The organism is Streptomyces sp. NPDC023541 (genome assembly GCF_055559995.1).
Window position 1 is genome coordinate 65,313 of record NZ_JBVHJO010000015.1, and the last position, 21,650, is coordinate 86,962.

The 21,650-nt window shown below is 74.1% G+C and carries 17 protein-coding genes and 1 pseudogene; 8 read left to right on the forward strand and 10 right to left on the reverse strand.

Annotated features, from left to right (window positions below; all coding sequences use genetic code 11):
* The first annotated feature begins 3 nt into the window (after positions 1-3).
* Positions 4-651: a precorrin-8X methylmutase gene (locus ACZ3X1_RS29495; protein ID WP_362630842.1), complete on the forward strand. Its 648-nt coding sequence runs from the start codon at positions 4-6 to the stop codon at positions 649-651.
* Complete coding sequence (locus ACZ3X1_RS29500) at positions 648-2,150, forward strand: precorrin-2 C(20)-methyltransferase (protein WP_467281596.1); 1,503 nt, start codon at positions 648-650, stop codon at positions 2,148-2,150. Before ACZ3X1_RS29495 ends, ACZ3X1_RS29500 begins: the two co-directional genes overlap by 4 nt.
* A gap of 61 nt (positions 2,151-2,211) precedes the next feature.
* Here the strand turns inward: ACZ3X1_RS29500 and ACZ3X1_RS29505 are convergent, their stop codons facing one another.
* From ACZ3X1_RS29505 to cbiE, 3 genes are read right to left on the reverse strand one after another with little or no spacing between them, the layout of a single operon-like run.
* Entirely contained in the window at positions 2,212-2,982 is a 771-nt protein-coding gene (locus ACZ3X1_RS29505) for a cobalt-precorrin-6A reductase (protein ID WP_467281597.1), read from the reverse strand.
* Positions 2,972-3,721 carry a precorrin-4 C(11)-methyltransferase gene (gene cobM, locus ACZ3X1_RS29510; RefSeq protein WP_356815388.1) on the reverse strand — a complete coding sequence of 250 codons (750 nt, stop codon included), beginning with the start codon at positions 3,719-3,721 and terminating at the stop codon, positions 2,972-2,974. Before cobM ends, ACZ3X1_RS29505 begins: the two co-directional genes overlap by 11 nt.
* Complete coding sequence (gene cbiE / locus ACZ3X1_RS29515; RefSeq protein ID WP_467281598.1) at positions 3,718-5,010, reverse strand: precorrin-6y C5,15-methyltransferase (decarboxylating) subunit CbiE; 1,293 nt, start codon at positions 5,008-5,010, stop codon at positions 3,718-3,720. The genes cobM and cbiE overlap by 4 nt, the downstream gene beginning before the upstream one ends.
* A gap of 146 nt (positions 5,011-5,156) precedes the next feature.
* On the opposite strand from cbiE, the gene ACZ3X1_RS29520 reads away from it, so the two are divergent.
* Positions 5,157-6,122, forward strand: a complete 966-nt coding sequence (locus ACZ3X1_RS29520; RefSeq protein ID WP_467281599.1) for an oxidoreductase — start codon at positions 5,157-5,159, stop codon at positions 6,120-6,122.
* Positions 6,123-6,150: 28 nt separating this feature from the next.
* On the opposite strand, the gene ACZ3X1_RS29525 is transcribed toward ACZ3X1_RS29520, so the two are convergent.
* From ACZ3X1_RS29525 to ACZ3X1_RS29535, 3 genes are all read right to left on the reverse strand, one after another.
* Entirely contained in the window at positions 6,151-6,921 is a 771-nt protein-coding gene (locus tag ACZ3X1_RS29525; RefSeq protein ID WP_356815385.1) for an alpha-ketoglutarate-dependent dioxygenase AlkB family protein, read from the reverse strand.
* Entirely contained in the window at positions 6,893-8,146 is a 1,254-nt protein-coding gene (locus tag ACZ3X1_RS29530) for a hypothetical protein (RefSeq protein ID WP_467281600.1), read from the reverse strand. Before ACZ3X1_RS29530 ends, ACZ3X1_RS29525 begins: the two co-directional genes overlap by 29 nt.
* Positions 8,147-8,222: 76 nt before the next feature.
* Positions 8,223-9,182: a trypsin-like serine peptidase gene (locus ACZ3X1_RS29535; RefSeq protein WP_467281601.1), complete on the reverse strand. Its 960-nt coding sequence runs from the start codon at positions 9,180-9,182 to the stop codon at positions 8,223-8,225.
* 263 nt (positions 9,183-9,445) lie between these two features.
* Between ACZ3X1_RS29535 and ACZ3X1_RS29540 the strand changes: the two are divergent.
* From ACZ3X1_RS29540 to ACZ3X1_RS29560, 5 genes and pseudogenes are all read left to right on the forward strand, one after another.
* Positions 9,446-9,595: pseudogene (locus tag ACZ3X1_RS29540) on the forward strand (lipase); the annotation flags it as partial.
* 156 nt (positions 9,596-9,751) lie between these two features.
* Positions 9,752-11,017 carry a hypothetical protein gene (locus ACZ3X1_RS29545; protein ID WP_467281602.1) on the forward strand — a complete coding sequence of 422 codons (1,266 nt, stop codon included), beginning with the start codon at positions 9,752-9,754 and terminating at the stop codon, positions 11,015-11,017.
* Positions 11,014-13,089 carry a VMAP-C domain-containing protein gene (locus ACZ3X1_RS29550; RefSeq protein WP_467281603.1) on the forward strand — a complete coding sequence of 692 codons (2,076 nt, stop codon included), beginning with the start codon at positions 11,014-11,016 and terminating at the stop codon, positions 13,087-13,089. The genes ACZ3X1_RS29545 and ACZ3X1_RS29550 overlap by 4 nt, the downstream gene beginning before the upstream one ends.
* A gap of 31 nt (positions 13,090-13,120) precedes the next feature.
* Positions 13,121-14,248, forward strand: coding sequence for an AAA family ATPase (locus ACZ3X1_RS29555; protein ID WP_467281604.1), 1,128 nt, complete (start codon positions 13,121-13,123; stop codon positions 14,246-14,248).
* Positions 14,245-17,835: an SAV_2336 N-terminal domain-related protein gene (locus tag ACZ3X1_RS29560; RefSeq protein ID WP_467281605.1), complete on the forward strand. Its 3,591-nt coding sequence runs from the start codon at positions 14,245-14,247 to the stop codon at positions 17,833-17,835. The genes ACZ3X1_RS29555 and ACZ3X1_RS29560 overlap by 4 nt, the downstream gene beginning before the upstream one ends.
* A gap of 19 nt (positions 17,836-17,854) precedes the next feature.
* Here the strand turns inward: ACZ3X1_RS29560 and ACZ3X1_RS29565 are convergent, their stop codons facing one another.
* The 4 genes from ACZ3X1_RS29565 to ACZ3X1_RS29580 form a co-directional block, all read right to left on the reverse strand.
* A complete protein-coding gene (locus ACZ3X1_RS29565; RefSeq protein WP_356815707.1) occupies positions 17,855-18,763 on the reverse strand; it encodes an ion transporter in 909 nt (302 codons plus the stop codon).
* Between the two features lie 150 nt (positions 18,764-18,913).
* The gene (locus ACZ3X1_RS29570; RefSeq protein WP_467281606.1) at positions 18,914-19,687 is read right to left on the reverse strand and encodes a thioesterase II family protein; all 774 of its coding nucleotides are present in this window, start codon (positions 19,685-19,687) and stop codon (positions 18,914-18,916) included.
* Between the two features lie 54 nt (positions 19,688-19,741).
* Positions 19,742-19,936 carry an acyl-CoA carboxylase epsilon subunit gene (locus ACZ3X1_RS29575; RefSeq protein WP_356815710.1) on the reverse strand — a complete coding sequence of 65 codons (195 nt, stop codon included), beginning with the start codon at positions 19,934-19,936 and terminating at the stop codon, positions 19,742-19,744.
* Positions 19,937-19,938: 2 nt separating this feature from the next.
* Positions 19,939-21,498: an acyl-CoA carboxylase subunit beta gene (locus ACZ3X1_RS29580; protein ID WP_467281607.1), complete on the reverse strand. Its 1,560-nt coding sequence runs from the start codon at positions 21,496-21,498 to the stop codon at positions 19,939-19,941.
* Positions 21,499-21,650 lie beyond the last annotated feature (152 nt).

Below are 21,650 nucleotides of genomic sequence, written 5' to 3' on the forward strand. Positions count from 1 at the left end.
GAAATGAGCGAGTACACCGTGTTTGAGTACGAGAAGGACGGCGCCGCGATCTACCGCCAGTCCTTTGCCACGATCCGCGCCGAGGCGGACCTCTCCGGGCTGCCCGCCTCGGTCGCCCAGGTCGCGGTGCGCATGATTCACGCCTGCGGGATGACCGACCTCCCGCAGGACCTGGGGTACACCCCCGAGGTGGTGCTGCGGGCCCGTGCCGCGCTGGAGGCGGGCGCGCCGATCCTGTGCGACGTCCAGATGGTCGCCAGCGGCGTCACCCGCAAGCGGCTGCCCGCCGACAACGACGTGATCTGCACGCTCTCCGACCCGGCGGTCCCGGACCTCGCCGCGAAGATGGGCACCACGCGCAGCGCCGCCGCCCTCGAAGTGTGGCGCGACCGCGGCCTGTTGGAGGGTTCGGTGGTCGCCGTCGGCAACGCGCCGACCGCGCTGTTCCGGCTGCTGGAGATGATCGAGGAGGGTGCCCCGCGCCCGGCCGCCGTCATCGGCGTGCCCGTCGGCTTCATCGGCGCCGCCGAGTCCAAGGACGCCCTCGCCGCCCACTCCTCCGGCCTCGACCACCTCGTCGTACGCGGCCGCCGCGGCGGCAGCGCCATCGCCGCCGCCGCCCTCAACGCCATCGCGAGCGTGGCCGAATGAGCGACGACGCGCAGCCCAAGGGCCGCCTCTACGGGGTCGGGCTCGGCCCCGGCGACCCGAACCTGATGACGCTGCGGGCCGTCGAGGTGATCGGCGAAGCGGACGTGGTCGCCTACCACAGCGCCCGCCACGGCCGTTCCATCGCCCGCTCGATCGCCGCGAAGCACCTGCGCGACACCCACATCGAGGAGCCGCTGGTCTACCCGGTCACCACCGAGACCACCGACCACCCCGGCGGCTACCAGGGCGCCATGGAGGAGTTCTACGAGGAGGCCGCCGCCCGGCTGGCCTCCCACCTGGACGCCGGCCGGACCGTCGCCGTGCTCGCGGAGGGCGACCCGCTCTTCTACAGCTCGTACATGCACATGCACAAGCGGCTCGCGGACCGGTACGACACCGAGGTCATCCCCGGAGTCACCTCGGTCAGCGCCGCCGCCGCCCGGCTCGGCACCCCGCTCGTGGAGGGCGAGGAGGTCCTGACCATCCTCCCCGGCACGCTGCCGGAGGAGGAGTTGACCGCCCGCCTCGCGGCCACCGACTCGGCAGTCGTGATGAAGCTCGGCCGGACCTTCCCCGCCGTGCGCGGCGCGATGGAGAACAGCGGCCGGCTCGCCGAGGCCCGCTACGTCGAGCGCGCCACCATGGAGGGCGAGCGAACGGGCGTCCTCGCCGACACCGACCCCGACAGCGTGCCGTACTTCGCCGTCGCCGTGGTGCCCAGCCGGATCGGCAACCCGGGCAGCGTGCCGTCCGGCCCCGGCGAGGTCGTCGTCGTCGGCACCGGACCGGCGGGCCCGCTGTGGCTCACCCCGCAGACCCGGCGCGCCCTCGCGGACGCCGAGGTGCTGGTCGGGTACACGACGTACCTGGACCGGGTGCCCGTCAAGCCGGGCCAGGTCCGGCACGGCTCCGACAACAAGGTGGAGTCGGAGCGCGCCGAGTTCGCCCTCGACCTCGCCCGCCGCGGCAAGCGGGTGGCCGTGGTCTCCGGCGGCGACCCGGGCGTCTTCGCCATGGCCACGGCGGTCCTGGAGGTCGCCGGGCAGGCGGAGTACAAGGACGTGCCCGTACGGGTCCTGCCGGGCGTGACCGCGGCCAACGCGGCGGCCGCCGCGGCCGGCGCCCCGCTCGGCCACGACTACGCGACGATCTCGCTGTCCGACCGGCTCAAGCCGTGGGAGGTCATCGCGGAGCGGCTGCGCGCGGCCGCCGCGGCCGACCTGGTGCTCGCCCTCTACAACCCCGGCTCCCGCAGCCGGACCTGGCAGGTGGCGCAGGCCCGCGAGCTGCTGCTGGAGCTGCGCGCGCCGCAGACCCCGGTGGTCGTCGCACGCGACGTGGGCGGCCCGGAGCAGTCGGTGCGGATCGTCACGCTCGCCGAACTGGAGCCGTCCGAGGTCGACATGCGCACGATCCTGCTGATCGGCTCCTCGCAGACACAGATCACCGAGCGGGCCGACGGCTCGCGGATCACGTGGACGCCGCGCCGCTACCCGTGACGGGGTCGCCCTGACCGGAAGTCGGTCCCGGGGTGCTCGTCCCACCCCGGGACCGATGTGTTCACACCTGCTGCCGCAGCCAGTCGAGCACCGCGGCCACCGATTCCGCCTCCGCCACGCCCTGCGGGACCGCCGGGCGGCGCACCACGAGGACCGGTACGCCGGCCTCGCGGGCGGCCGTCAGCTTGGGTGCGGTGGCCGAACCGCCGCTGTCCTTCGTCACCAGGACGTCGATGCGGTGCCTGGCGATCAGCTCCCGCTCGTCGGCCAGGGTGAACGGGCCCCGGGCGAGCAGGACTTCCAGGTGAGGCGGGACCGGCGCCTCGGGAGGGTCCACCGAACGCACCAGGAACCAGGTGTCGGTGAGGCGCGCGAAGGCGTGCAGGCCCATCCGGCCGGTGGTCAGGAACGCGCGGGAGCCGAGGCCGGGCAGCCGGTCGGCAGCCCCGTCGAGCGAGTCCACGAAGGTCCAGTCGTCGCCCGGCTCCGGCGTCCAGCCTGGGCGCCGCAGCGCCACCAGCGGGACCCCCGTGAGCGCCTCCGCCTCGGCGGCGTGGAAGCTCATCCGCTCCGCGAACGGGTGGGTGGCGTCGACGACACGGGTGACGTCGTGGGCGACGATCCAGGCCGCGAGGCCCGCGATACCGCCGAAACCGCCGATCCGGTTGTCGCCCGGCGGAAGCACGGGCGAGGCGACCCTGCCCGCGAGCGACGTGGTCACGCGGCAGGAGGCGTCGGTGGCCAGCGCCTCCGCGAGGCGGCGGGCCTCGGTGGTGCCGCCCAGGATCAGGACGTGGCCGCCCGTACCCGCCGGGTCCGGTTCAGCAAGCATGCCGGTCGCGCTCGGGGGAGTACAGGTGGCTGTCGCGGAACTGCTCCGCGCCCAGGGTGCGGCCCACCACGATTACAGCGGTGCGGACCAGGCCCGCCTCCTTCACCTGGCCGGCGATGTCGGCCAGGGTGCCGCGCAGGATCAGCTCGTCGGGGCGGCTGGCCATCGCCACCACCGCCACCGGGCACTCGGCCCCGTAGTGCGGCAGCAGCTCGTCGACCACCCGGTCCACGTAGCGGGTGGCCAGGTGCAGGACGAGCAGCGCGCCGCTGCGGCCCAGGGTGGCCAGGTCCTCGCCGGGCGGCATCGGGGTCGCCTGCTGGGCGATCCGGGTGAGGATGACGGTCTGCCCGACGGTGGGCACCGTCAGCTCCCGCTTGAGGGCGGCGGCCGCGGCGGCGAAGGCCGGCACGCCCGGGACGACCTCGTAGGAGATGCCGGCCGCGTCCAGCCGCCGCATCTGTTCGGCGACGGCGCTGAAGATCGACGGGTCGCCCGAGTGCAGCCGCGCCACGTCCTGGCCCGCCTCGTGGGCCCGTACGCACTCGGCGACGATCTCGTCCAGGTTCAGCTGCGAGGTGTCCACGAGGCGGGCGTCCGCCGGGCACTCGGCGAGCAGCTCGCGCGGCACGAGGCTGCCCGCGTACAGGCAGACCGGGGCGGCGGCGAGGGTCCGGGCACCGCGCACCGTGATCAGGTCGGCGGCGCCGGGGCCCGCACCGATGAAGTACACGGTCATGTCTGATCCTTCTCCTTGGTGTGCGTGTCCTGGGCGTCCGCCTGCGGGGCGTCCGGCTGCTTCGTCACCGACCACTGGGTGACCGGCATGGCTTGCCGCCAGCCCGTGAAACCGCCGACCGGCACGGCGTGCGCGACGGCCAGTTTCACCAGGTCGCCGCCGTGGCGCCGGTAGCGGTCGGTGAGGACCGCCTCCGACTCCAGGGTGACCGTGTTGACCACCAGCCGGCCGCCGGGAGCCAGCGCCGCCCAGGCCGCGTCCAGCAGGCCCGGCGCGGTCAGCCCGCCGCCGATGAAGACCGCGTCGGGGGCCGGGAGCCCGGCAAGAGCGTCCGGGGCGGCTCCGACGACCACGCGCAGGCCGGGCACGCCTAGCGCCGCCGCGTTACGGGTGATCCGCGCGGCCCGCTCCGGGACGCGCTCCACGGCCACCGCCCGGCACGAGGGGTGCATGCGCATCCACTCGATGCCGATGGAGCCGGAGCCGCCGCCGATGTCCCACAGCAGCTCGCCGGGGGCCGGGGCGAGCGCGCACAGGGTCGCGGCGCGGACGTGGCGCTTGGTGAGCTGACCGTCGTGCTCGTAGGCGGCGTCCGGCAGGCCGGGGGTCGCGCCGAGGCGCGGTGCGCCGTGCGCCGGGTCCCGGCGGCAGTCGACGGCCACCACGTTCAGGGGGTCGCCGGGCGCGTGGTCCCAGGTGTCGGCCGTGCCCTCGTACGCGTCCTCGCGCTCGGAGCCGAGCTGTTCCAGGACCCGCATCCGGCTGGGGCCGAAGCCCCGTTCGCGGAGCAGAGCGGCGATTTCGGCCGGGGACGAGGCGCCGGCGCTGAGCACGAGCACCCGGCGCCCTTCGAACAGCGCGGCGGCGAGCCGGGCGACCGGGCGGCCCACCACGGTGACCACCTCGGTGTCCTCCACCGGCCAGCCCAGACGGGCGCAGGCGTAGGAGACGGACGAGGGGTGCGGGCGGACCAGCAGGGAGCGCGGCCCGAGCTCTTCGGCGAGGGCGCGGCCGATCCCGTAGAACATCGGATCACCGCTGGCCAGCACCGCGATCCGCCGCCCGGCGTGCTCGGCCATCAGCTTCGGTACGGCGGGCCGCAGCGGGCTCGGCCACGCCACCCGCCGCCCGGGGCACTCGGCGGCGGGCAGCAGGTCCAGCTGGCGCGGCCCGCCGATGAGGACCTCCGCCGAGGACAGGGACGACCGCGCGGCGGCGGTGAGCCCGGCCCACCCGTCGGCGCCGAGGCCGACGACCGTCACGGGTATGGGGGGCGGTGCGGAGCTCACTGCGCTGTACCTCGGGGCGGGAAGGGGAAAGAGGGTGGACCCGCAGCCTACTGGCCGGCGGCGGCGACGCCCCGCCCACCCTCGCGAACCCGGGAGGGGGCCGCCGGGTCTACCCTCGGTGACCCACCGCGATCGAGGGAGCTGCCATGCCCGGCTGGAACGCCACGCACATTCCCGACCAGAGCGGCCGGACCGCCGTCGTGACCGGCGCCAACAGCGGCATCGGCTACGTCACGGCCCGCGAGCTCGCCCGGCGCGGCGCCTCGGTGGTCCTGGCCTGCCGCAGCGCGGCCCGCGGGCGGGCAGCCCTGGTCCGGCTGCGGGCGGAAGCCCCTGCGGCAAAGGCGGAGTTCATACCGCTCGACCTCGCCGACCTGCGCTCCGTGAGGGAGTTCGCCGCCGCCTGCGGAGAGCGGCACCCCGCGCTGGACCTGCTGGTCAACAACGCCGGTGTGATGGCGCTTCCGTACGGGCGGACCGCCGACGGGTTCGAGACCCAGTTCGGGGTCAACCACCTCGGGCACTTCGCCCTGACCGGGCTGCTCCTGCCGAGGCTGCGGGCCGCCGCTGCCGGGGCCCGCATCGTCAACGTCTCCAGCGGTTTCCACGTCCTGGGGCAGATCGGCTCCGGTGCGGACGGCCCCGCGGAGACGGGCGGCTTCGGCGGCTCCGGCAGCGAGCACGGCTACCGCCGCTGGGTCGCCTACGGCCGTTCCAAGACCGCCAACCTGCTCTTCACCCACGAGCTGGGCCGCCGCTTCGCCGCCGCCGGCTCCCCGATCACCGCTGCCGCGGCCCACCCGGGCTACGCCGCCAGCAACCTCCACGCCGGAGCGGCCACACTGGAGGGCCCCACCCCGATCTCGCGTGCGGCGGCCCTCGGCAACGCGGTCATCGCGCAACCGACCGCCTCGGGTGCGCTGCCCACCCTGTACGCGGCCACCGCGCCCGGGATCGGGCAGGACGCGTTCATCGGCCCGCGGTTCGGCTGGCGCGGCGCGCCGGCGCCGTCCTGGCGGGCGGGGTGGACCCTCGACGACACCGCGGGCGAACGGCTCTGGGCCGCCTCCGAGAAGCTGACGGGCGTCTCCTACGCGTCCCTGCCGCGCTGATCCGGCGCTCCGGCCGGGACCGGGTGCGTCAGACCGGCGGCATCAGGTCGCTCTCGCTGACGGTGTACGCCAGCGGGGGGTAGCTGAAGTCCGTCTCCCTGTTCTCCCGGCGCCGTAGCCGGTAGAACTCGCGCTCCTGCTCTTCGTCCGCCGCCGTGAGGCGCGCACCCTGAGGGAGATACGCCTGACCGCCGTGAAACCGGACGAACGTCTTCGACGTTCGAAACGTCACGCCCAGCCATTGGTTGTCCGCCACCCCGGCGGAGGTGTCCAGAACGATCCTGTGCCGCAGCCGCCGGTTCGATGCGACGGAGAAGGCGACGACGCCGTGGTGGGCGAGAGGGATCTCGGCCTTCTCGCCACCCGACCCCTTCGATTCGAAGACCAGCTTCCTCGGCGGGCCCGCTCCGGGGTTCTGGTAGCAGGAGAAGACGGCGATGAATGACTCGTCGGCCAGATCCAGGGCTTGGTCGCAATGGCCGCCCATGGTGGTGTAAGCGTTCGTGTAGCGCTCGATGAGGGCGTTGTTGAAGCCGACCGGAAGAGCCGCACGTTCCTGTACACGCCGCGCCAGCCGTTCGTGCACCGCCCGGAAACGCTGCGCAGGGCTGCCGTATCGAGTGGTGGTGCGTACGAGAGGCACACCACCCGCCTCGTCGATCTTGACAAGGGTGGCGCCTCGCCGGCCCTTGCCCACGTCTTCCCACCGAACCGACGCGGACAGCTCCGCGAAGAGGTCCTCGTCGGTCGGCACATCGCACGAGAGGATCTCATCCGAGATCCTCCACTGCGGGGGCAAGCCTGGGGGCAAGATAGTCTCCCGTGTTCATGCTGAAGCGGAATTGATCACCGTAATCGATGAAGGACGAGGTCCGGTTCTCCTCGGCGTACAGCCTGCGCAGCTCGTCCATGCCTTCCGGCGTGGGTTGCTCCAACGGCGCCAGGTCGCCGGCCACGTCGAGGAACGTGCGGCCGTCCTTGTGCACGGCTTCCGCTTTCGAGCAGCGCACCACGTATCCCAGGCGGGTCGGCAGCAACTCGGCGTCCAGCGACGAGGGCCGGATCGCGTGCGTGTACAGGCGGTTGGTGGACAGCGGCATGAGGAAGACGGAGCCGGGGTGGAGGGTCAGGGTGAACTGCGCCGGCAGCACGACCCCGTCGTGCTGTGCGGTGGGCTCCTTGAGGCGGAAGTGGAGCCTGGTCAGCCCGCTGGCACCCTTCACACCGAAGTCGAAGGCGTCTTCGGCCAGGGGCTGCAGCTCGTCGAGCCCGTCGTAGAAGGTGCAGAAGGCCATGATGCCGTTGGCGGGCATGTCCTTGGTCTTGTCGGCATGGGCCGAGATCCTGGCCTTGGACTGTTTGCGCTCGGCCGTCGCACGGGTGTTGTGGTAGATCTGCGCCAGTACGTGATTGAGCGGTGCATGGTCGCGGAAGACGGTGGCGGCCTCAAGGTTCAGGGCCTCGACGATGCGGGTGTCGGTGGGGCGGAAGCCCTCGGTCGGCCCCGAGAGGTTCGTCGAGCACCGGAGCAGGCGGAAATGCAGTGCGTCACCGCGTCGCGTGACGGGCGTCAGATAGATTCCGCTGCGGTGGGCCGTTCCCGGCTTGTCGGACTCCGTCAGGGACTGGAACGCGTGCTCGGCACTGATCCGTCCGAAGTGATCGGCGTCGAGTTCGAAGAAGCGGCGGTAGTACACGCCGACGCCGTGTACGCGCAGCGGGACTCGGCCGAGGCCGATGAGGGCCCACCGTCCGTCGACGTCCTCGCCGTAGCCGTGTGACAGCTCCCGGACGACGAACACCCGGGCAGCCGCATCCAGCAGGCGGCCGCTGATCCCGGACATGTCGCCGCACAGGTAGACGGTCTTCTGCGCGAGGTCGGCCGCCCCGGAGGCCAAGTCCTCCGGCGTGATCACGGACCCGAAGAATTCCCTGACCACGTCGTGGTCCCGCAACGCCGAAGGCGCGACCAGGATGTTGCCCGCGTCCTCGATACGGGCTTCTGTCGGCTCTGCCGTGCACATCAAGCGGTACCTGTCGTTCGCGCGCCCCGGTGGATCGATCAGAACAGTAGCCGGTCCCTCTCCGGAACAGGCCGGGTCAGGAGTGGGTGGAGCGCTCGTACAGGGCCCGCACGCCATCGCCGAAGTGGACGCTGTACGAGGTCTCGTCGTCGCCGCCCCCGTCGCGGCCGCCGATCACGCCGATCAGCGTGTGCCCGTCGGTGAGCACCGGGCCGCCGCTGGTGCCGTTGGGCACGTCCGCGCAGTCCAGCCGCAGCTGCGTCGGGCCGGCCGGGCGGGCCGTGGTCCGGCAGTCCAGGGGCTGCTCGGCGAAGTTCGGGTAGCCCACGAGCCGCGCGGGCACGGGGAGTTCGCGTCCGAAGGCGATGGTCTGCGCACCCGTGACGTCCTCCAGGCGCTGGCCGGGGTATCCGGGCCGACGCAGCCGGAGGAACGCGATGTCGTGGTCGGGGTCCTGGTCCGCAGTCCAGCGCGGGTCCACGTCGATCCGGGTGGGCACCCAGACGCCGTACGGTGCGATCCCGTCCCGGTAGCCGGGCGCGAAGGCGAGGTTGGTGCGGAAGCCGCCGGCGTACACGCAGTGGGCGGCCGTGGCGACGAGGTCGCCGGCGGGGGAATGGACCACGACGCCCGAGCAGTGGTGGTCGGGGTCGCCGTCGTTGCCGGGGGAGAAGAGCGCGCCGATCGCCGGTTCGGCGGGGGCGGGTCCGGCCACCAGAGGATCGGAGGGCTCCCACCCGCCGGATCGCCAGTTCACCGCGCCGCCGCCGGCGAAGGCCCTGCCGTCGGTCGGCGGCTCCGGGTCCTCGCGGACGATGCCGTCGAGCACGGCCGACGCCGTCCGGTCGGCACGCTCGGGATCCTGCTGGTAGAGGCCATGGACCGGATCGCCGTCCGCGCGGTTGGCGGCGATGCCGCTCAGCTCCCAGGCGACGTACCCGGCCCCCACGAGGACCAGGCTGCACAGCAGGCCGACGGCCACGGAGCCCCGCACCGCGGTCCGTCCCCGCTCCCGCCCCTGAACCCTGCTGGACATGTGGCCCCTCCCGCCCGCGTACGCGTCCGACTCTCGGTTCGATGGAGGGGAGGGCGACCCGGGTTCCGAGGTCGGGACGTGTCCGTTCTCACAGCCGATCCCAGCGCTGTGTGCATGCCATGGATTTGCCTCGCGGTCGCCGCACCGCGCGAAACCCAACCGGCCCGTGCGCGACCCGCATCGAGCCGCACGGGAAGCGGCGGGCGACCGGACCCACCGCGAAACCGGATGCGGGAGGTGCGTCCGGTTGAAAGGGTGACGCAATGCACCACCTCGACGGCCGCGCCCTGTACGGGGAGGCCGGCTTCGCCGAGTTCCCGCTGCCCGACGACCTCCATCCGGACGCCGCCGGCCACCGCCGCATCGGCCGGCGCTTCGCCGAGCACGCCTTCGGCTCCGCATGGGCCCGGTGACCCACCGGGGGTGTCCGGCGGATCACGGCCGGGCCCAAACTGTCCGACCTTGATCCGCCGGCCACCCCCAAACCGGGAGTTCCCTACCCCCTGCCGAGCGGTCGGCGCTACTTTGACGACACGACCTACGGGCGGCACGAGGGGGGCGGGGCGGCGATGCGTTTTCTCTTTGTCCACGGCACGGGAGTACGGCGCGAGCGGCACGACCGGCTCTTCGCCCTGGTCCGCGAGCGGCTGACGGCCAGGTTCCCCGAAGCCTTCGTCGACTCCTGCTACTGGGGCGACCGGTTCGGTGCGACCCTCGGCGCCGGCGGCCGGTCCGTACCCGGGCTGCGGCCCGCCGCCGGAGCCGCACCCGACGCCGTCGACGCGGAGACGGCCGAGTGGGCCCTGCTGCTCGCCGACCCGCTGTGCGAACTCCGGGTCCTCGCCGAGGCCGGCTGGGCGGACGCCGGCCAAGACACGAACGCACCCGGGGGCGGGGACGACGACGCCTTCGCGATGCCCGGCGTACAGCCCGCCGGGGTCCGGGTGCTCGCGCTGCTGGACGGCTTACCGCCCGCGCCGCCCCGCTCCGGGGACGAACTCGGCGCCCTCCTGCACGGCACCGGGCTCGCCGCCGGCTTCCCCGCCGCCCTGACCGCCGCCGCGGACTCCGCCGAAGCGGGCCGCGCCGCGGACCGGGCCACCGGCGAACCGCGGGCACGGGAGCTGGCCACCACCCTCGCCCGGGCCGTGACCGCCGGCGCGCTCGCCGCCGCCGGAGCCGACGCCGACTGCACCGGCGCCGAACGGGACCGCCTCGTCGAACTGCTCACCAACCGCCTCGGCGGCGACGCCCGCGTCCCCGGCGCCCGCGCGGCCGCCGTCCTCGGCCGGCTCGCGATGCGGGTCACCACCCAGCCCCTGCTCAACGCCTGGCGCGGATCCCTCACCGCCGGCGCCACCCCCGCGCTCGGCGACATCCTGCGCTACCAGGCACGCGGCCACGACCTGAGGGAATTCCTGCACGCGCGGATCGCCGCCGCCCCGGGGCCGACCGTACTCATCGGCCACAGCCTCGGCGGGATCGCCCTCGTGGACCTCCTCGCCCTCGCCGCCGCCCGCGGCGAGGCCGTCCCCGGCACGGAACTGCTCGTCACCGTCGGCTCCCAGGCACCCTTCCTCTACGAGCTCGGCGCACTGACCGCGCTCGAGCCGGGCGCGAAGCTCCCGTACGGCTTCCCGCGCTGGCTCAACGTCTACGACCGCCAGGACGTGTTGTCCTACCTCGCCGGGCCCGTCTTTCCCGGCGACCCGCGCGTCACCGACCACGAGATCGGCAGCCGCCAGCCCTTCCCCGCCTGTCACAGCGCCTACTGGAAACAGGACTCCCTCTACGAACGGATCGAACAGGCGGTGGCCGAAGCGGAGATCGGGTGATCCCCACCGGCTTCCTGCCCCCGGCCCTCGGCCCGCAGCGCACCTTCGCGCTCGTCGCCGGCGTCGAGCGCTACGACATCAGCCACCGCTGGAACCTGCGCGGCCCGGCCCGCGACGCCCTGCGCTTCGCGCACTGGCTGACCGGCCCCGCCCAGGTGCCGCCCGGGAACCTCCGGCTCCTGCTGTCCCCGCTCGACGAACCCGAAGCCCTCGACTGGCCGGACTCCCCGGCCATGGCGGCCCTGCGGACGGCGTACCGGCCGGCGACCGAGGAGAACGTGAAGGCGGCGCTGCTCGACGAACTCCCGCAGTGCGACGGCGACCTGTTGTGGATCTTCTGGGCCGGCCACGGCTACCTCGGGCCCCGCCAGGAGCTCATGCTGCCCTGTGCCGACGCCCGCCCCAGCCAGATCCGCCACCTCAACCTCGATTCGGCGCTCCGCTGGTGGCGCACCGACCTGGTCAAACACCGCAGCTTCCCGCTCCAGGCCGCACTCGTCGACTCCTGCCGCGTCGACGCGCCACGCGACGCCCGCTGGAACTTCGGCAGCACCGACTACGGCGGCGGCAGCTCGGTGCCGGGACGCCGCCAGTTCCGCCTCTACGCATCCCGCGAGGGCGAGGCCGCGCAGAACGACGCCGAGCGCGGCGCCGGCCGCTTCACCGAAGCCCTCCTCGCGGAACTCGGCGGACGCTCCGTACGCGAGAGCGTCAGCGGGCTCCCCGTCGCCGCCCGCAGCATCCACCGCACCTTCCGCGAACTGCGCGACCGCGGCGAGGGCTGGCAGCTTCCGCAGTTCCTCGTGGACCGGGACTGGGACGCCTGCTCCTTCCTCGACGACGACCTGGCCGCGGTCGCGCTGCCCCGGGCCGCCCGCCTCGACCAGCAGGCCTGGGACGGACTCGGCGCGCTCTTCGAGGGCCGCGAACTTCCGCGCTGCGCCTACGAGGCCTACGCCTGGGCGTTCAAGGCCGCAGGCTGCACCACCCCGGTCGGCGGCGGCCTGCCGGGCGACGGCCTCCTGGACGTGGTCCAGGACCTGGACGAACGCCAGGGCGGACACGGCGGGATGCCGCTGGCCGTGCCCTTCGTACGGTTCCTCGCGGACCGGGCCGGGACGGCGGGCGACGCGGCGTGGGCGGGGCGGCTGAAGGACTGGGTGGACACCACCCGCGAGCGGCTCGCCCTGCCGGTGCTGCCCCCGCCGCCGCCCCCCGCGCGCACGACCGTCGTACACGTGGGGCTGGAGCCGCCGCCGGACGGCGGGCCGGGCTTCCGCGCCCGGATGTGGCTGCGCGGCGAACGCACCGAGCACATATGGGAGTCGCAGGGCGCACCCGTACGGCTGGACACCGTACGGGAGGAACTCCTGCGGCAGCTCGCCCTCATCGGCGCGGCGCCGACGGACGGCGGCGGGGTCGGACCGCGGGCCCCGGGCGGCGTCGACCGCATCGAGTTCCACGTGCCGTACGAACTGCTCGACACCGACTTCGACCAGTGGCCGGTGCCCCGCGGCCCGGCCGGCCGGCACCGCGCCCTCGGCCTGCTCCACCAGGTCGTGGTGCGCTGCCCGCAGGAGCGCGCTGACACCCGCGCCGAGTGGCACACCAGCTGGCGGTGGCTGTGCACCCGGGGCGGCCGGCACCCCGAGGCCGTCCGGGTGGTGGAGGAGGCCGAGGTGACAGACGCGCTGGGGATGGAACTGGCCGAGCGGCCGGCACCCGCGTGCGTCCTGGCGCACACCACCTCCGCCCCGCACGCCGGGCTGCTGGAAGCCGTACTCGAAGGCGGTGTCCCGGTCGCGGTGTGGCGGCGCGGGGGCGGCGCGCCGCCGCCCCCGCTCCTCGACCTGCTCGCACCGGCCGGGCCCGACGGCCGCCCGGACCCCGGCGCACTGGACGTACTGGCCCTGCCCGCGCGTGTGCGGGAGGTGCGCCGGGCGGCCGCCGGCGCAGCCGCCGCAGGCGCGCGCGCCGCCGCGGGCGACGGCCAACCTCCGGCAGGGGAAGACCAGTTGGTCCTCCTGTGGGACGATCCCGACGACATACCCGACTCCCGGTCCCTGGCCTGACCCCCGACCACTGACAGACGGCGACACGACGATGGAGGCAGAGGCAGTGGTGAAGGACTGGTGGCTGTACCAAGGGGCCGGTGAGGGCGCGGAACGGCGCGCCCGCCTGGAAACCGCATCCCCGCCGCCCTGGCGGGACTTCACCGGCAGCCCCGACCCGGGCTACGCGCCCCCCGGGTGCGAGGGGTCCGCCTGGGAGCGCACCCGCCGGCGCGGCGAGGGCTACGTCCCCGACGAGCAGGAGAAGGACGTCGTCAACACGGCCCTGCACCTGCGCAGGCCGCTGCTGATCACCGGGAAGCCCGGCGTCGGGAAGTCCACGCTGGCCTACAGCATCGCCTCGGACCTGGGTCTGGGGCCCGTACTGCACTGGCCCATCACCAGCCGGACGGTGCTGCGCGACGGGCTGTACCTCTACGACGCCATCGGCCGCCTCCAGGAGGCCGGCCTGGAGCAACTGCGCAGGCCGACGGGTCCGGTGGGTCCGGTGGGCCCCGCGGCACCGGCCACCGTGACCGCCGGCGCGGCAGAACCCGCGGCCGAACCCGGCACCGAACCCGCCCACGCGCCCTCGATCTCCCGCTACCTGCGCCTCGGGCCGCTCGGCACCGCCCTGCTGCCGCAGGACCGGCCCCGCGTCCTGCTCGTGGACGAGATCGACAAGAGCGACATCGACCTCCCCGGCGACCTCCTCACCGTCTTCGAGGACGGCGGCTTCGTCGTCCCCGAACTCGCCCGTCTCGCCAAGGAGGACCCGACCGTCGCCATCGGCACCGACGACGACCCCGACGCCTCCGTGCACATCTCCCAGGGCCTCGTGCAGTGCCGTTACTTCCCCGTCGTCGTCCTCACCAGCAACGGCGAACGCGACTTCCCGCCCGCCTTCCTGCGCCGCTGCGTCCGCCTGCACCTGGAGCCGCCCGGCCCGGAGAAGCTCGCCCGCATCGTGCGCCGCCGGCTCGGCGTCGACGTCGAGGAGGGCGGCGAGTACCAGGAGCTCGTCCAGGACTTCATCGACCGGTCCGGGGACGGTGACCTCGCCACCGACCAGCTCCTCAACGCCATCCAGCTCCGCCTCGCCGGCGCCTGGTCCGCCCCCGCCGACCGCGACCGCTTCCTCAAGACCGTCATGCAGCACCTGACCGGGCCCACGGCGTGATCGAGGAACTGCTCGCGGCCCTCGCCGACGGCGCCGAGGACGCGGGCCCGCGTCCGGGCATCGGGGCGGAGGAGATCGCCGACATCCTGTGGCTGGCCGCCCGCGTGGACCCCGCCGGGCCCCGCCCGCCGCCGGTCGCGCCAGGCGACGACGTGGAAGCCGAGCGGCCACCGGGGGCCGACCCGCCGGCACCCGAGGCCGCCGCGGTCTCCGGCGGCCCGGCGGACGGGCAGCCTGCCGTCAAGCTCTTCCCCGCCTCCGTACCCGACCCCGCCGGGAAACCGGCCGACGAGGGCGCCGGCCGCCGCGGCTCACCCGTGCGGCTGCCCCGGGCCGCCTCCCTCGACGACCCGCTGGCCCTGATGCGGGCCCTGCGCCCCGTCGGGCGGCGCTCCATCGGCGGCCCCGGGGAGGAACTGGACGAGCAGCTCACCGTCGAGCGCAGCATCGAGCGGATGGTGCCGACGCCCGTCCTGCGGCCGGCCGAGAGCCGCTGGCTCGACCTGGCGCTGGTCGTCGACACGCACCACTCGATGCTGCTCTGGGCGGACCTCGTGGACGAACTGCGCCGCGTGCTGACCCGCAGCGGCGTCTTCCGCGACGTACGCACCTGGCAGCTGACGGGCACCGGCTCCGGCGCCACCCCGATGCTCACCCGCGGCCGTTCCGGCGCGCCCCGCAACCCGACGGAACTGGCCGACCCCGCCGGCCGCAGGCTGATCCTCGTAGTCTCCGACACCGTGGCGGGAGGCTGGTGCGAGGCCTCCGTACAGGGCGTGCTCCGGCACTGGTGCACGCACAACGCCGTGGCCGTGCTGAACGTCCTGCCCGAACGGCTCTGGACGCGCGGCGCCGTCCGACCCGTCCCCTTCGCCGTCCGCGCCGACCGTCCGGCCGCCGCCACCCGCTCCTGGCAGCGGGCGGCGACCGCCCGCCGCTCCCGCTCCCGCGCCGGCCGCCGGCGCGCCGCCGACGTCGTCCCCGTCGTCGGTGTCGCCCCGGGCAGCCTGGCCCGGCTGGTGCGGGTGGTCTCCGGGGACGGCCGCTGGCGGCGCCTGGCCTGTCTGCGGCTGGACGCGGAGCCCGGGAGCACCGGCGCCCGCGAAGCCCCGGCCGGCGGTGTCCGCAGCGCGCTGGAGGTGGTGGAGCGCTTCCGTGCGAGTGCCTCCCCGACCGCCCAGCAGCTCGCCGCCCACCTGGCCGCCGTACCGCTGACCCTGCCGGTCATGAACCTGGTCCGGCGCTCCCTGCTGCGGGACTCCGAGCACGGACACCTCGCGGAGGTCGCCCTCGGCGGGCTGTTCGCGCCCTGGGAGCACGAACGGAACGCCGATGAGGTGGAGTTCGAGTTCCTGCCCGGCGTCCGGGAGGCGCTGCTCGGCTCGCAACTGCGCGGTGAGGTGGCCGCCGTACGGGAGCTGGTCCGCCGGCGCGTGTGGGAGTACATGTCCCGCAACCGCGGCACCGGACCGGACTTCTCCGCGACCAGGGTCACCGACGGGCGGGAGGGCCGCCGGCGGGTGGCCGAGGGGTCCCTGCCGTTCGCGACACAGCCGCCGCAGGACCCGGGCCTCGCGGACCGTGTCGTACGCGTCCGCTACCACGGGCTGCCGGAGCCGCTGGAGGTCGGCACGCTCCTGACGCCCCGGCTCGTCCTCACGGTCGGGGACGCGGCCCCGGGGGCTGTCGGCTGGGTGCGCGCCGGCGACCGGGAGGTCTCCTGCCGGGCGGTGTGGTCGGACGACGCGATGCCCCGGGTGTTCCTGCTCCTGGCCGAGGAGGACCTGACCGGCCCGGAACCCCCGCCCGATCCGCTGCCGTGGCTGACGGCGGACCAGCCGCCGGGCCGCGTCAGGATCGACGGCCGCACCGACCAGGGCGACGCCGTCGCGCTGACGGGCGAGGTGGTGCCGTACGAGGGCGCCCGCAACGGCGAGCTGGTACGGCTCTCCGCGGAGCCGGAGGCCTGGACCCACTACCGCGGCGCCCCGGTCTCCCGCGACGGCGCGTTGATCGGCGTCGTCCACGGCGTCTGGCCGGACCGCATGGTGTTCCTCTCGGGCAGCGCGTTGCTGGAACAGCCGGACTTCCGAGCGGTGATGGCCGAGCACGGACAGGTCCGTTCCACGGAGGGCACCGTGTGCCTGGCTGTGCGGCTCGGTGACGACTGCGTCTATCCGGCAGGAAGTTCGCCGAGCGCGGAGGCCGTCAATCTCTTGATGCGGCTCGTGGAGGACACGGACGTCGCCGTGAGGCTGGCCGGGGGCGTGCAGGACCAGCCCGTGCAGGTGCTGCTGGTGGAGGCACCGGGGGCCCTCGGCAAGGCGGGTCTGCTGCTGTCCGCACTCCCGCGTACGGCTGCACTGTTCGCGGACCAGAGGACGGGAGGCGGACCCTTCTCGCTCGACATCGCCGTGGCAGCGGGGCCCGTGGAATCGCTGCCGGAAAGACGCGGCGTCACCGGGCAGGCCGCGTCCGAGGCCGGCCGGCTCCTCGGGCATTCCGGGATGGTGAACCGGAGCCGCTCGTCGCCGGGCTCGCTGGCCGTGGCCCTGGCCCGACCCGTGTACGAGGAGCTCGGCGCGATGGTCGGTCCCACGGCGCTGCGCACGCTCGTTCCGCTCGGCGGTGACACGGAAGGCTGGTTGTGCACCGGGGACTGCGCCGAGCTGGGCCTGGCCCTGACGGAGGCCGCCGAGCTCCGCGGGGCAGCCGTCGACTGGCTGACCTGCGGTCATCGTTCCGCGCAGCCGCCGCGCGCCCCGTGCACGGGGGTCCGGCTGCCCGGCCGCGACGTGTGCCTCGCCCATCTCGACCCCGATGAGGAGCACGCGTACCTGGGGGACCTCGGGCCCGCATCCCCGGTGGACCTCAGGGGAACCACCTTCGAGGGGGGGCTGCTGCAGCGGCTCCTGAACGCCTTGCGGGAATCGCGCTCGCAGCCCGTCACGCTGGGCGAGGCGGTCTTCGACCGCGCAACCTTCGTGGACGACTGGAACGAGGGCGGCATCGAGTTCTTGGCCGGTGCCTCCTTCAGCCGGGCCGTTTTCGCGGGACGGGCCAGGCTCGGGAACTCCACCTTCGCCGGACGGGCCTCCTTCGACGGCGCGGTGTTCCTGGGCGTCGGCGACTTCGACCACAGCCGGTTCCAGGCGGGAGCCGATTTCCGCCGTGCGCAGTTCCGCGGACTGGCGGGCTTCTCGGAGAGCGCCTTCCTGGAGGAGGTGTCCTTCGCCCGGGCGGTGCTGGAGGCCTCGGCGGACCTGAACGGGATGCAGGTGGCCGCCGAGGCCGACTTCTCGCGCGCGGTGTTCTGCGGTCTGACCGGGCTGAGCGGGGCTTCCTTCGCCGGACCGGTCTCCTTCGCCTCCACGACGTGGGAACTGGGACTGGTGTCCACCGGCGCCGTGTTCGAAGGGCCGGTGGACTTCGGCGGAGCCACGTTCCAGGGCCGGGTCCGTCTGGAGCAGCTGCGCCTCCAGGAGGCGCCCGGGTCCGCATTCGGGGACCGGCCCGGGCGCTGGGCCGTCCACCAGCGCCCGGACGGCACCTGGGACATCCGTCTGCTGGGCTCCGGGGATCAGTGAACGGGCGAGGTCCCGCCGGTCAGGAACCGCTGCGGGAGGTCTCCAGGTGGCGTGAGGGGCGGCCGTCCGGGGTGGGGAGGCTCGCCTCGATCTCGTCCAGGGCGCGGCGGGCCGTCGCGATGCGGTCGCGGACGTCGGTGTCGGGGCCCGCGGCCGGCGGCGGGCCCGGCTGCTTGCGGTCGCGGTCGGCCGCGTCCTCGATCTCGCGCGCCTCGTCGAGGGAGTTGAGCACCACCCCGATGAGGACGTTGACCAGGACGAAGGAGGCGAGCAGCGCGTAGGAGGCGTAGTAGACGATGCTGAGGCGGGAGATCTGCAGCCCCGCGCGGACGGCGTCGGTCAGCCCGTCCAAAGTGGTCAGCAGGAACAGCGTGAGCATCGCGCGGCCCACGGAGCCGTAGTGCCCCGGGTCCGACTCGGCGAAGCAGACCCAGCCGACCATCGCGTACACGTACAGCACCAGGCCGCCGACGAACAGGAAGCTGGCGGTACCGGGCAGGCTGCGGCCGACGGCGATCAGCAGGATGCGCAGGTGCGGGAGGAAACGGGCCGTGCGCAGCACCCGGGCCAGCCGCAGCAGCCGCAGCAAGGTGGTGTTCTCGCGGACGAAGGGGACGAAGGCGGAGGCGACGACCGCCAGGTCGAAGAGGTTCCACGGGTCGCGGAAGAATGCTTTCGGCCGGTCCGCGAAGGCGCCGACGCGCAGCAGCATCTCCACGCTGAACAGGGCCAGGCAGCACTGCTCGGCGGTCCGCAGCAGCCGCTGGTACTCCGCCGCGAGCCCACTGTACGTCTCGACACCCATCAGCGCGGCGTTGAACAGGATCACGCAGAAGACGACCATGCCGAAGGCGGGCGCCTCGGTGGCCACCCGGCACCGGGCCGCCAGCTTCATCCGGGCGCGTCCGGCGGGCCTGGGGTTGGTCATCGTGCTCCTCGTACTCTCGCGTGCACCACGGGCGAACGGCGGCCCACCCTCCCTAACGCCCCACAGCCGATCGGGTTTCACCCCTGCGCGCGCCCCAACGCGCCGAGGCGTGCGCCCCCACCGTCCGAACGGCGGTGGGGACGGACGGCCCTACGACAGTTGTCGTCGCACCAGGTCGTTGACCTCAGCGGCGTGCTCGTTGAGGTAGAAGTGGCCGCCGGTGAAGCGGTGGAGGACGAACGGGCCCTCGGTGTGGTCGGCCCAGCCCGCGGCCTCCTCCGCCGTCACCGCCGGGTCGGCGTCCCCGGTGAGGACCGTGATCGGGCAGGCCAGGGCGGGCCCCGGCCGGTAGCGGTAGGTCTCGGCGGCCTTGTAGTCGCCACGGATCGCGGGGAGCACCGACCGCAGCAGCTCGTCGTCGGCCAGGACGGCCGGGGCCGTGCCGCTGAGCCCCTTGATCTCGGCGAGCAGCTGCTCGTCCGGGGCGAGATGGACCAGCTGGTTCTCGCGGTGGTGCGACGGCGCCCGGCGGCCCGAGGCGAACAGGGCCACGGGAGCCGGTTCGCCGGCCTCCTGCAGCCGCAGCGCCACCTCGAAGGCCAGGGACGCGCCCAGGCTGTGGCCGAACAGCGCCACCGGCCGGTCGCACCAGGGCAGCAGCTCGCGGGTGACCCGGTCCGCGAGTTCCATCAGGTCGTCGACGCACCTCTCGCCCCGGCGGTCCTGGCGGCCCGGGTACTGCACGGGCACCACGTCGGCGTACGGGGACAGGGCCCGGGACATCGGGAAGTAGTAGCTGGCCGCGCCGCCCGCGTGCGGGAAGCAGAACAGCCGTACGGGGGCGTCGTCGGCGGGGTGGAAACGGCGCAGCCAGTCGCCGGTCGCCGGCGGGGCGACTGCGGAGGCGCGGTTCGTACGGATCATCGTCGGTCGGTGTCCTTTCGGTGGGGGCCGGTCCCGCTCACGGGCCGGTCCCGCTCAGGGAGCGGTCCAGGAGCCCGGCGGCCGCCAGCCGTGCGCGGGACGCCAGCGGGCCCGGGGAGGCGGCGCGGCACTCTCGCCGGCGTCGTCCGGCTGCCCGGCGACGGCGAGCAGGGCGAGGAGGACGGCCGCCAGTTCCGTGCTGTCGGGGGCGCCGCGCACGATCTTCAGGGGCGGGGGAGTGGCGGGCACGGTCAGAACGGCGGGTTGCCGTGCTTGCGTTCGGGCAGCGCCACGTGCTTGGCCCGCAGCATCTCCAGCGCGTCCGCCAGCACCTGCCGGGTCCCCGCCGGGTCGATGACGTCGTCCACCAGGCCGCGCTCGGCGGCGTAGTAGGGGTGCATGAGTTCCTGGCGGTACTGCTTGACGCGCTGCGCCCGCGCCGCCCCGGGGTCGTCCGAGGCGGCGATCTCCCGGCGGAAGACCACGTTCGCCGCGCCCTCGGCGCCCATGACGGCGATCTCGTTGGTGGGCCACGCGAAGGACAGGTCCGCGCCGATCGAGCGGGAGTCCATCACGATGTAGGCGCCGCCGTACGCCTTGCGCAGGATCACCTGCACCCGGGGCACGGTGGCCGCGCAGTACGCGTACAGCAGTTTCGCGCCGTGCCGGATGACACCGTCGTGCTCCTGGCCGCTGCCCGGCAGGAAGCCCGGCACGTCCACCAGCGTCACCAGCGGGATGCTGAAGGCGTCACAGGTCTGCACGAACCGGGCCGCCTTCTCGGAGGCGTTGATGTCGAGCACCCCTGCGAGCGAGGCGGGCTGGTTCGCGACGATCCCGACGACGTGGCCGTCCAGCCGGGCCAGACCACAGATGATGTTGGTCGCCCAGTGGGCGTGGACCTCGAACAGGTCGCCGTCGTCGACGATCTCCTCGATCACGGCGCGCATGTCGTACGAGCGGGCCGGGTCGGCGGGGACGAGTTCGGACAGTGCCGCGGCGCGCCGCCCGGCCGGGTCGGAGGGGACGACCGCGGGCGGCAGCTCGCGGTTGTTGGACGGCAGGAGCGACAGCAGGTGCCGCACCTCTTCGAGGCACTCCTCCTCGGTGTCGTACAGGAAGGCGCCGGCGCCGGAGACCGAGGAGTGGACCTGCGCGCCGCCCAGGTCGTCGTGGCTGATCCGCTCGCCGGTCACCGCCTGCACCACGTCGGGGCCGGTGATGTACATCTGCGCGATGCCGCGCACCATGAAGACGTAGTCCGTCAGCGCGGGCGAGTACGCCGCCCCGCCCGCGCACGGCCCGAGCATCACGCTGATCTGCGGGATCACCCCGGACGCCGCCACGTTGCGGCGGAAGATGCCGCCGTAGCCGGCGAGCGCGGTGACCCCCTCCTGGATCCGGGCGCCCGCGCCGTCGCTGAGCGACACCAGCGGGGCGCCGGCCGCCAGCGCGAGGTCCATCACCTTGTGGATCTTCTGCGCGTGCGCCTCGCCGAGCGAACCGCCGAAGATGCGGAAGTCGTGCGCGTACACGAACACCCTGCGGCCGTCGACCTTGCCCCAGCCGGTCACCACGCCGTCCGTGTGCGGCCTGCGGTCCTCCAGGCCGAAGCCCGTGGCCCGGTGCCGGCGCAACTGCTCGATCTCCCGGAAGGTACCCGGATCGAAGAGCAGGTCCAGCCGCTCGCGCACGGTCAGCTTGCCGCGGGCGTGCTGCGCCTCGGAGGCGCCCGGCGACGGCCCCAGCTCCACGGACTCCTTGATCGCTTTCAGTTCGGCCACTCGGACACCGACATCGGCAACTTTCATGCTCCACCCGTTTCCTCGGCCGTCGGGGGGCGCCCGCGGCGGCCCTGGACAGTGCCTGCCATTGAAGGCACCGACGGCGCGCGCCGAGAACAGCGACCGCCCCCTGACCGGGATAGGGGTCAGGGGGTCACCCGCCGGCCGTTCCGGGCGGG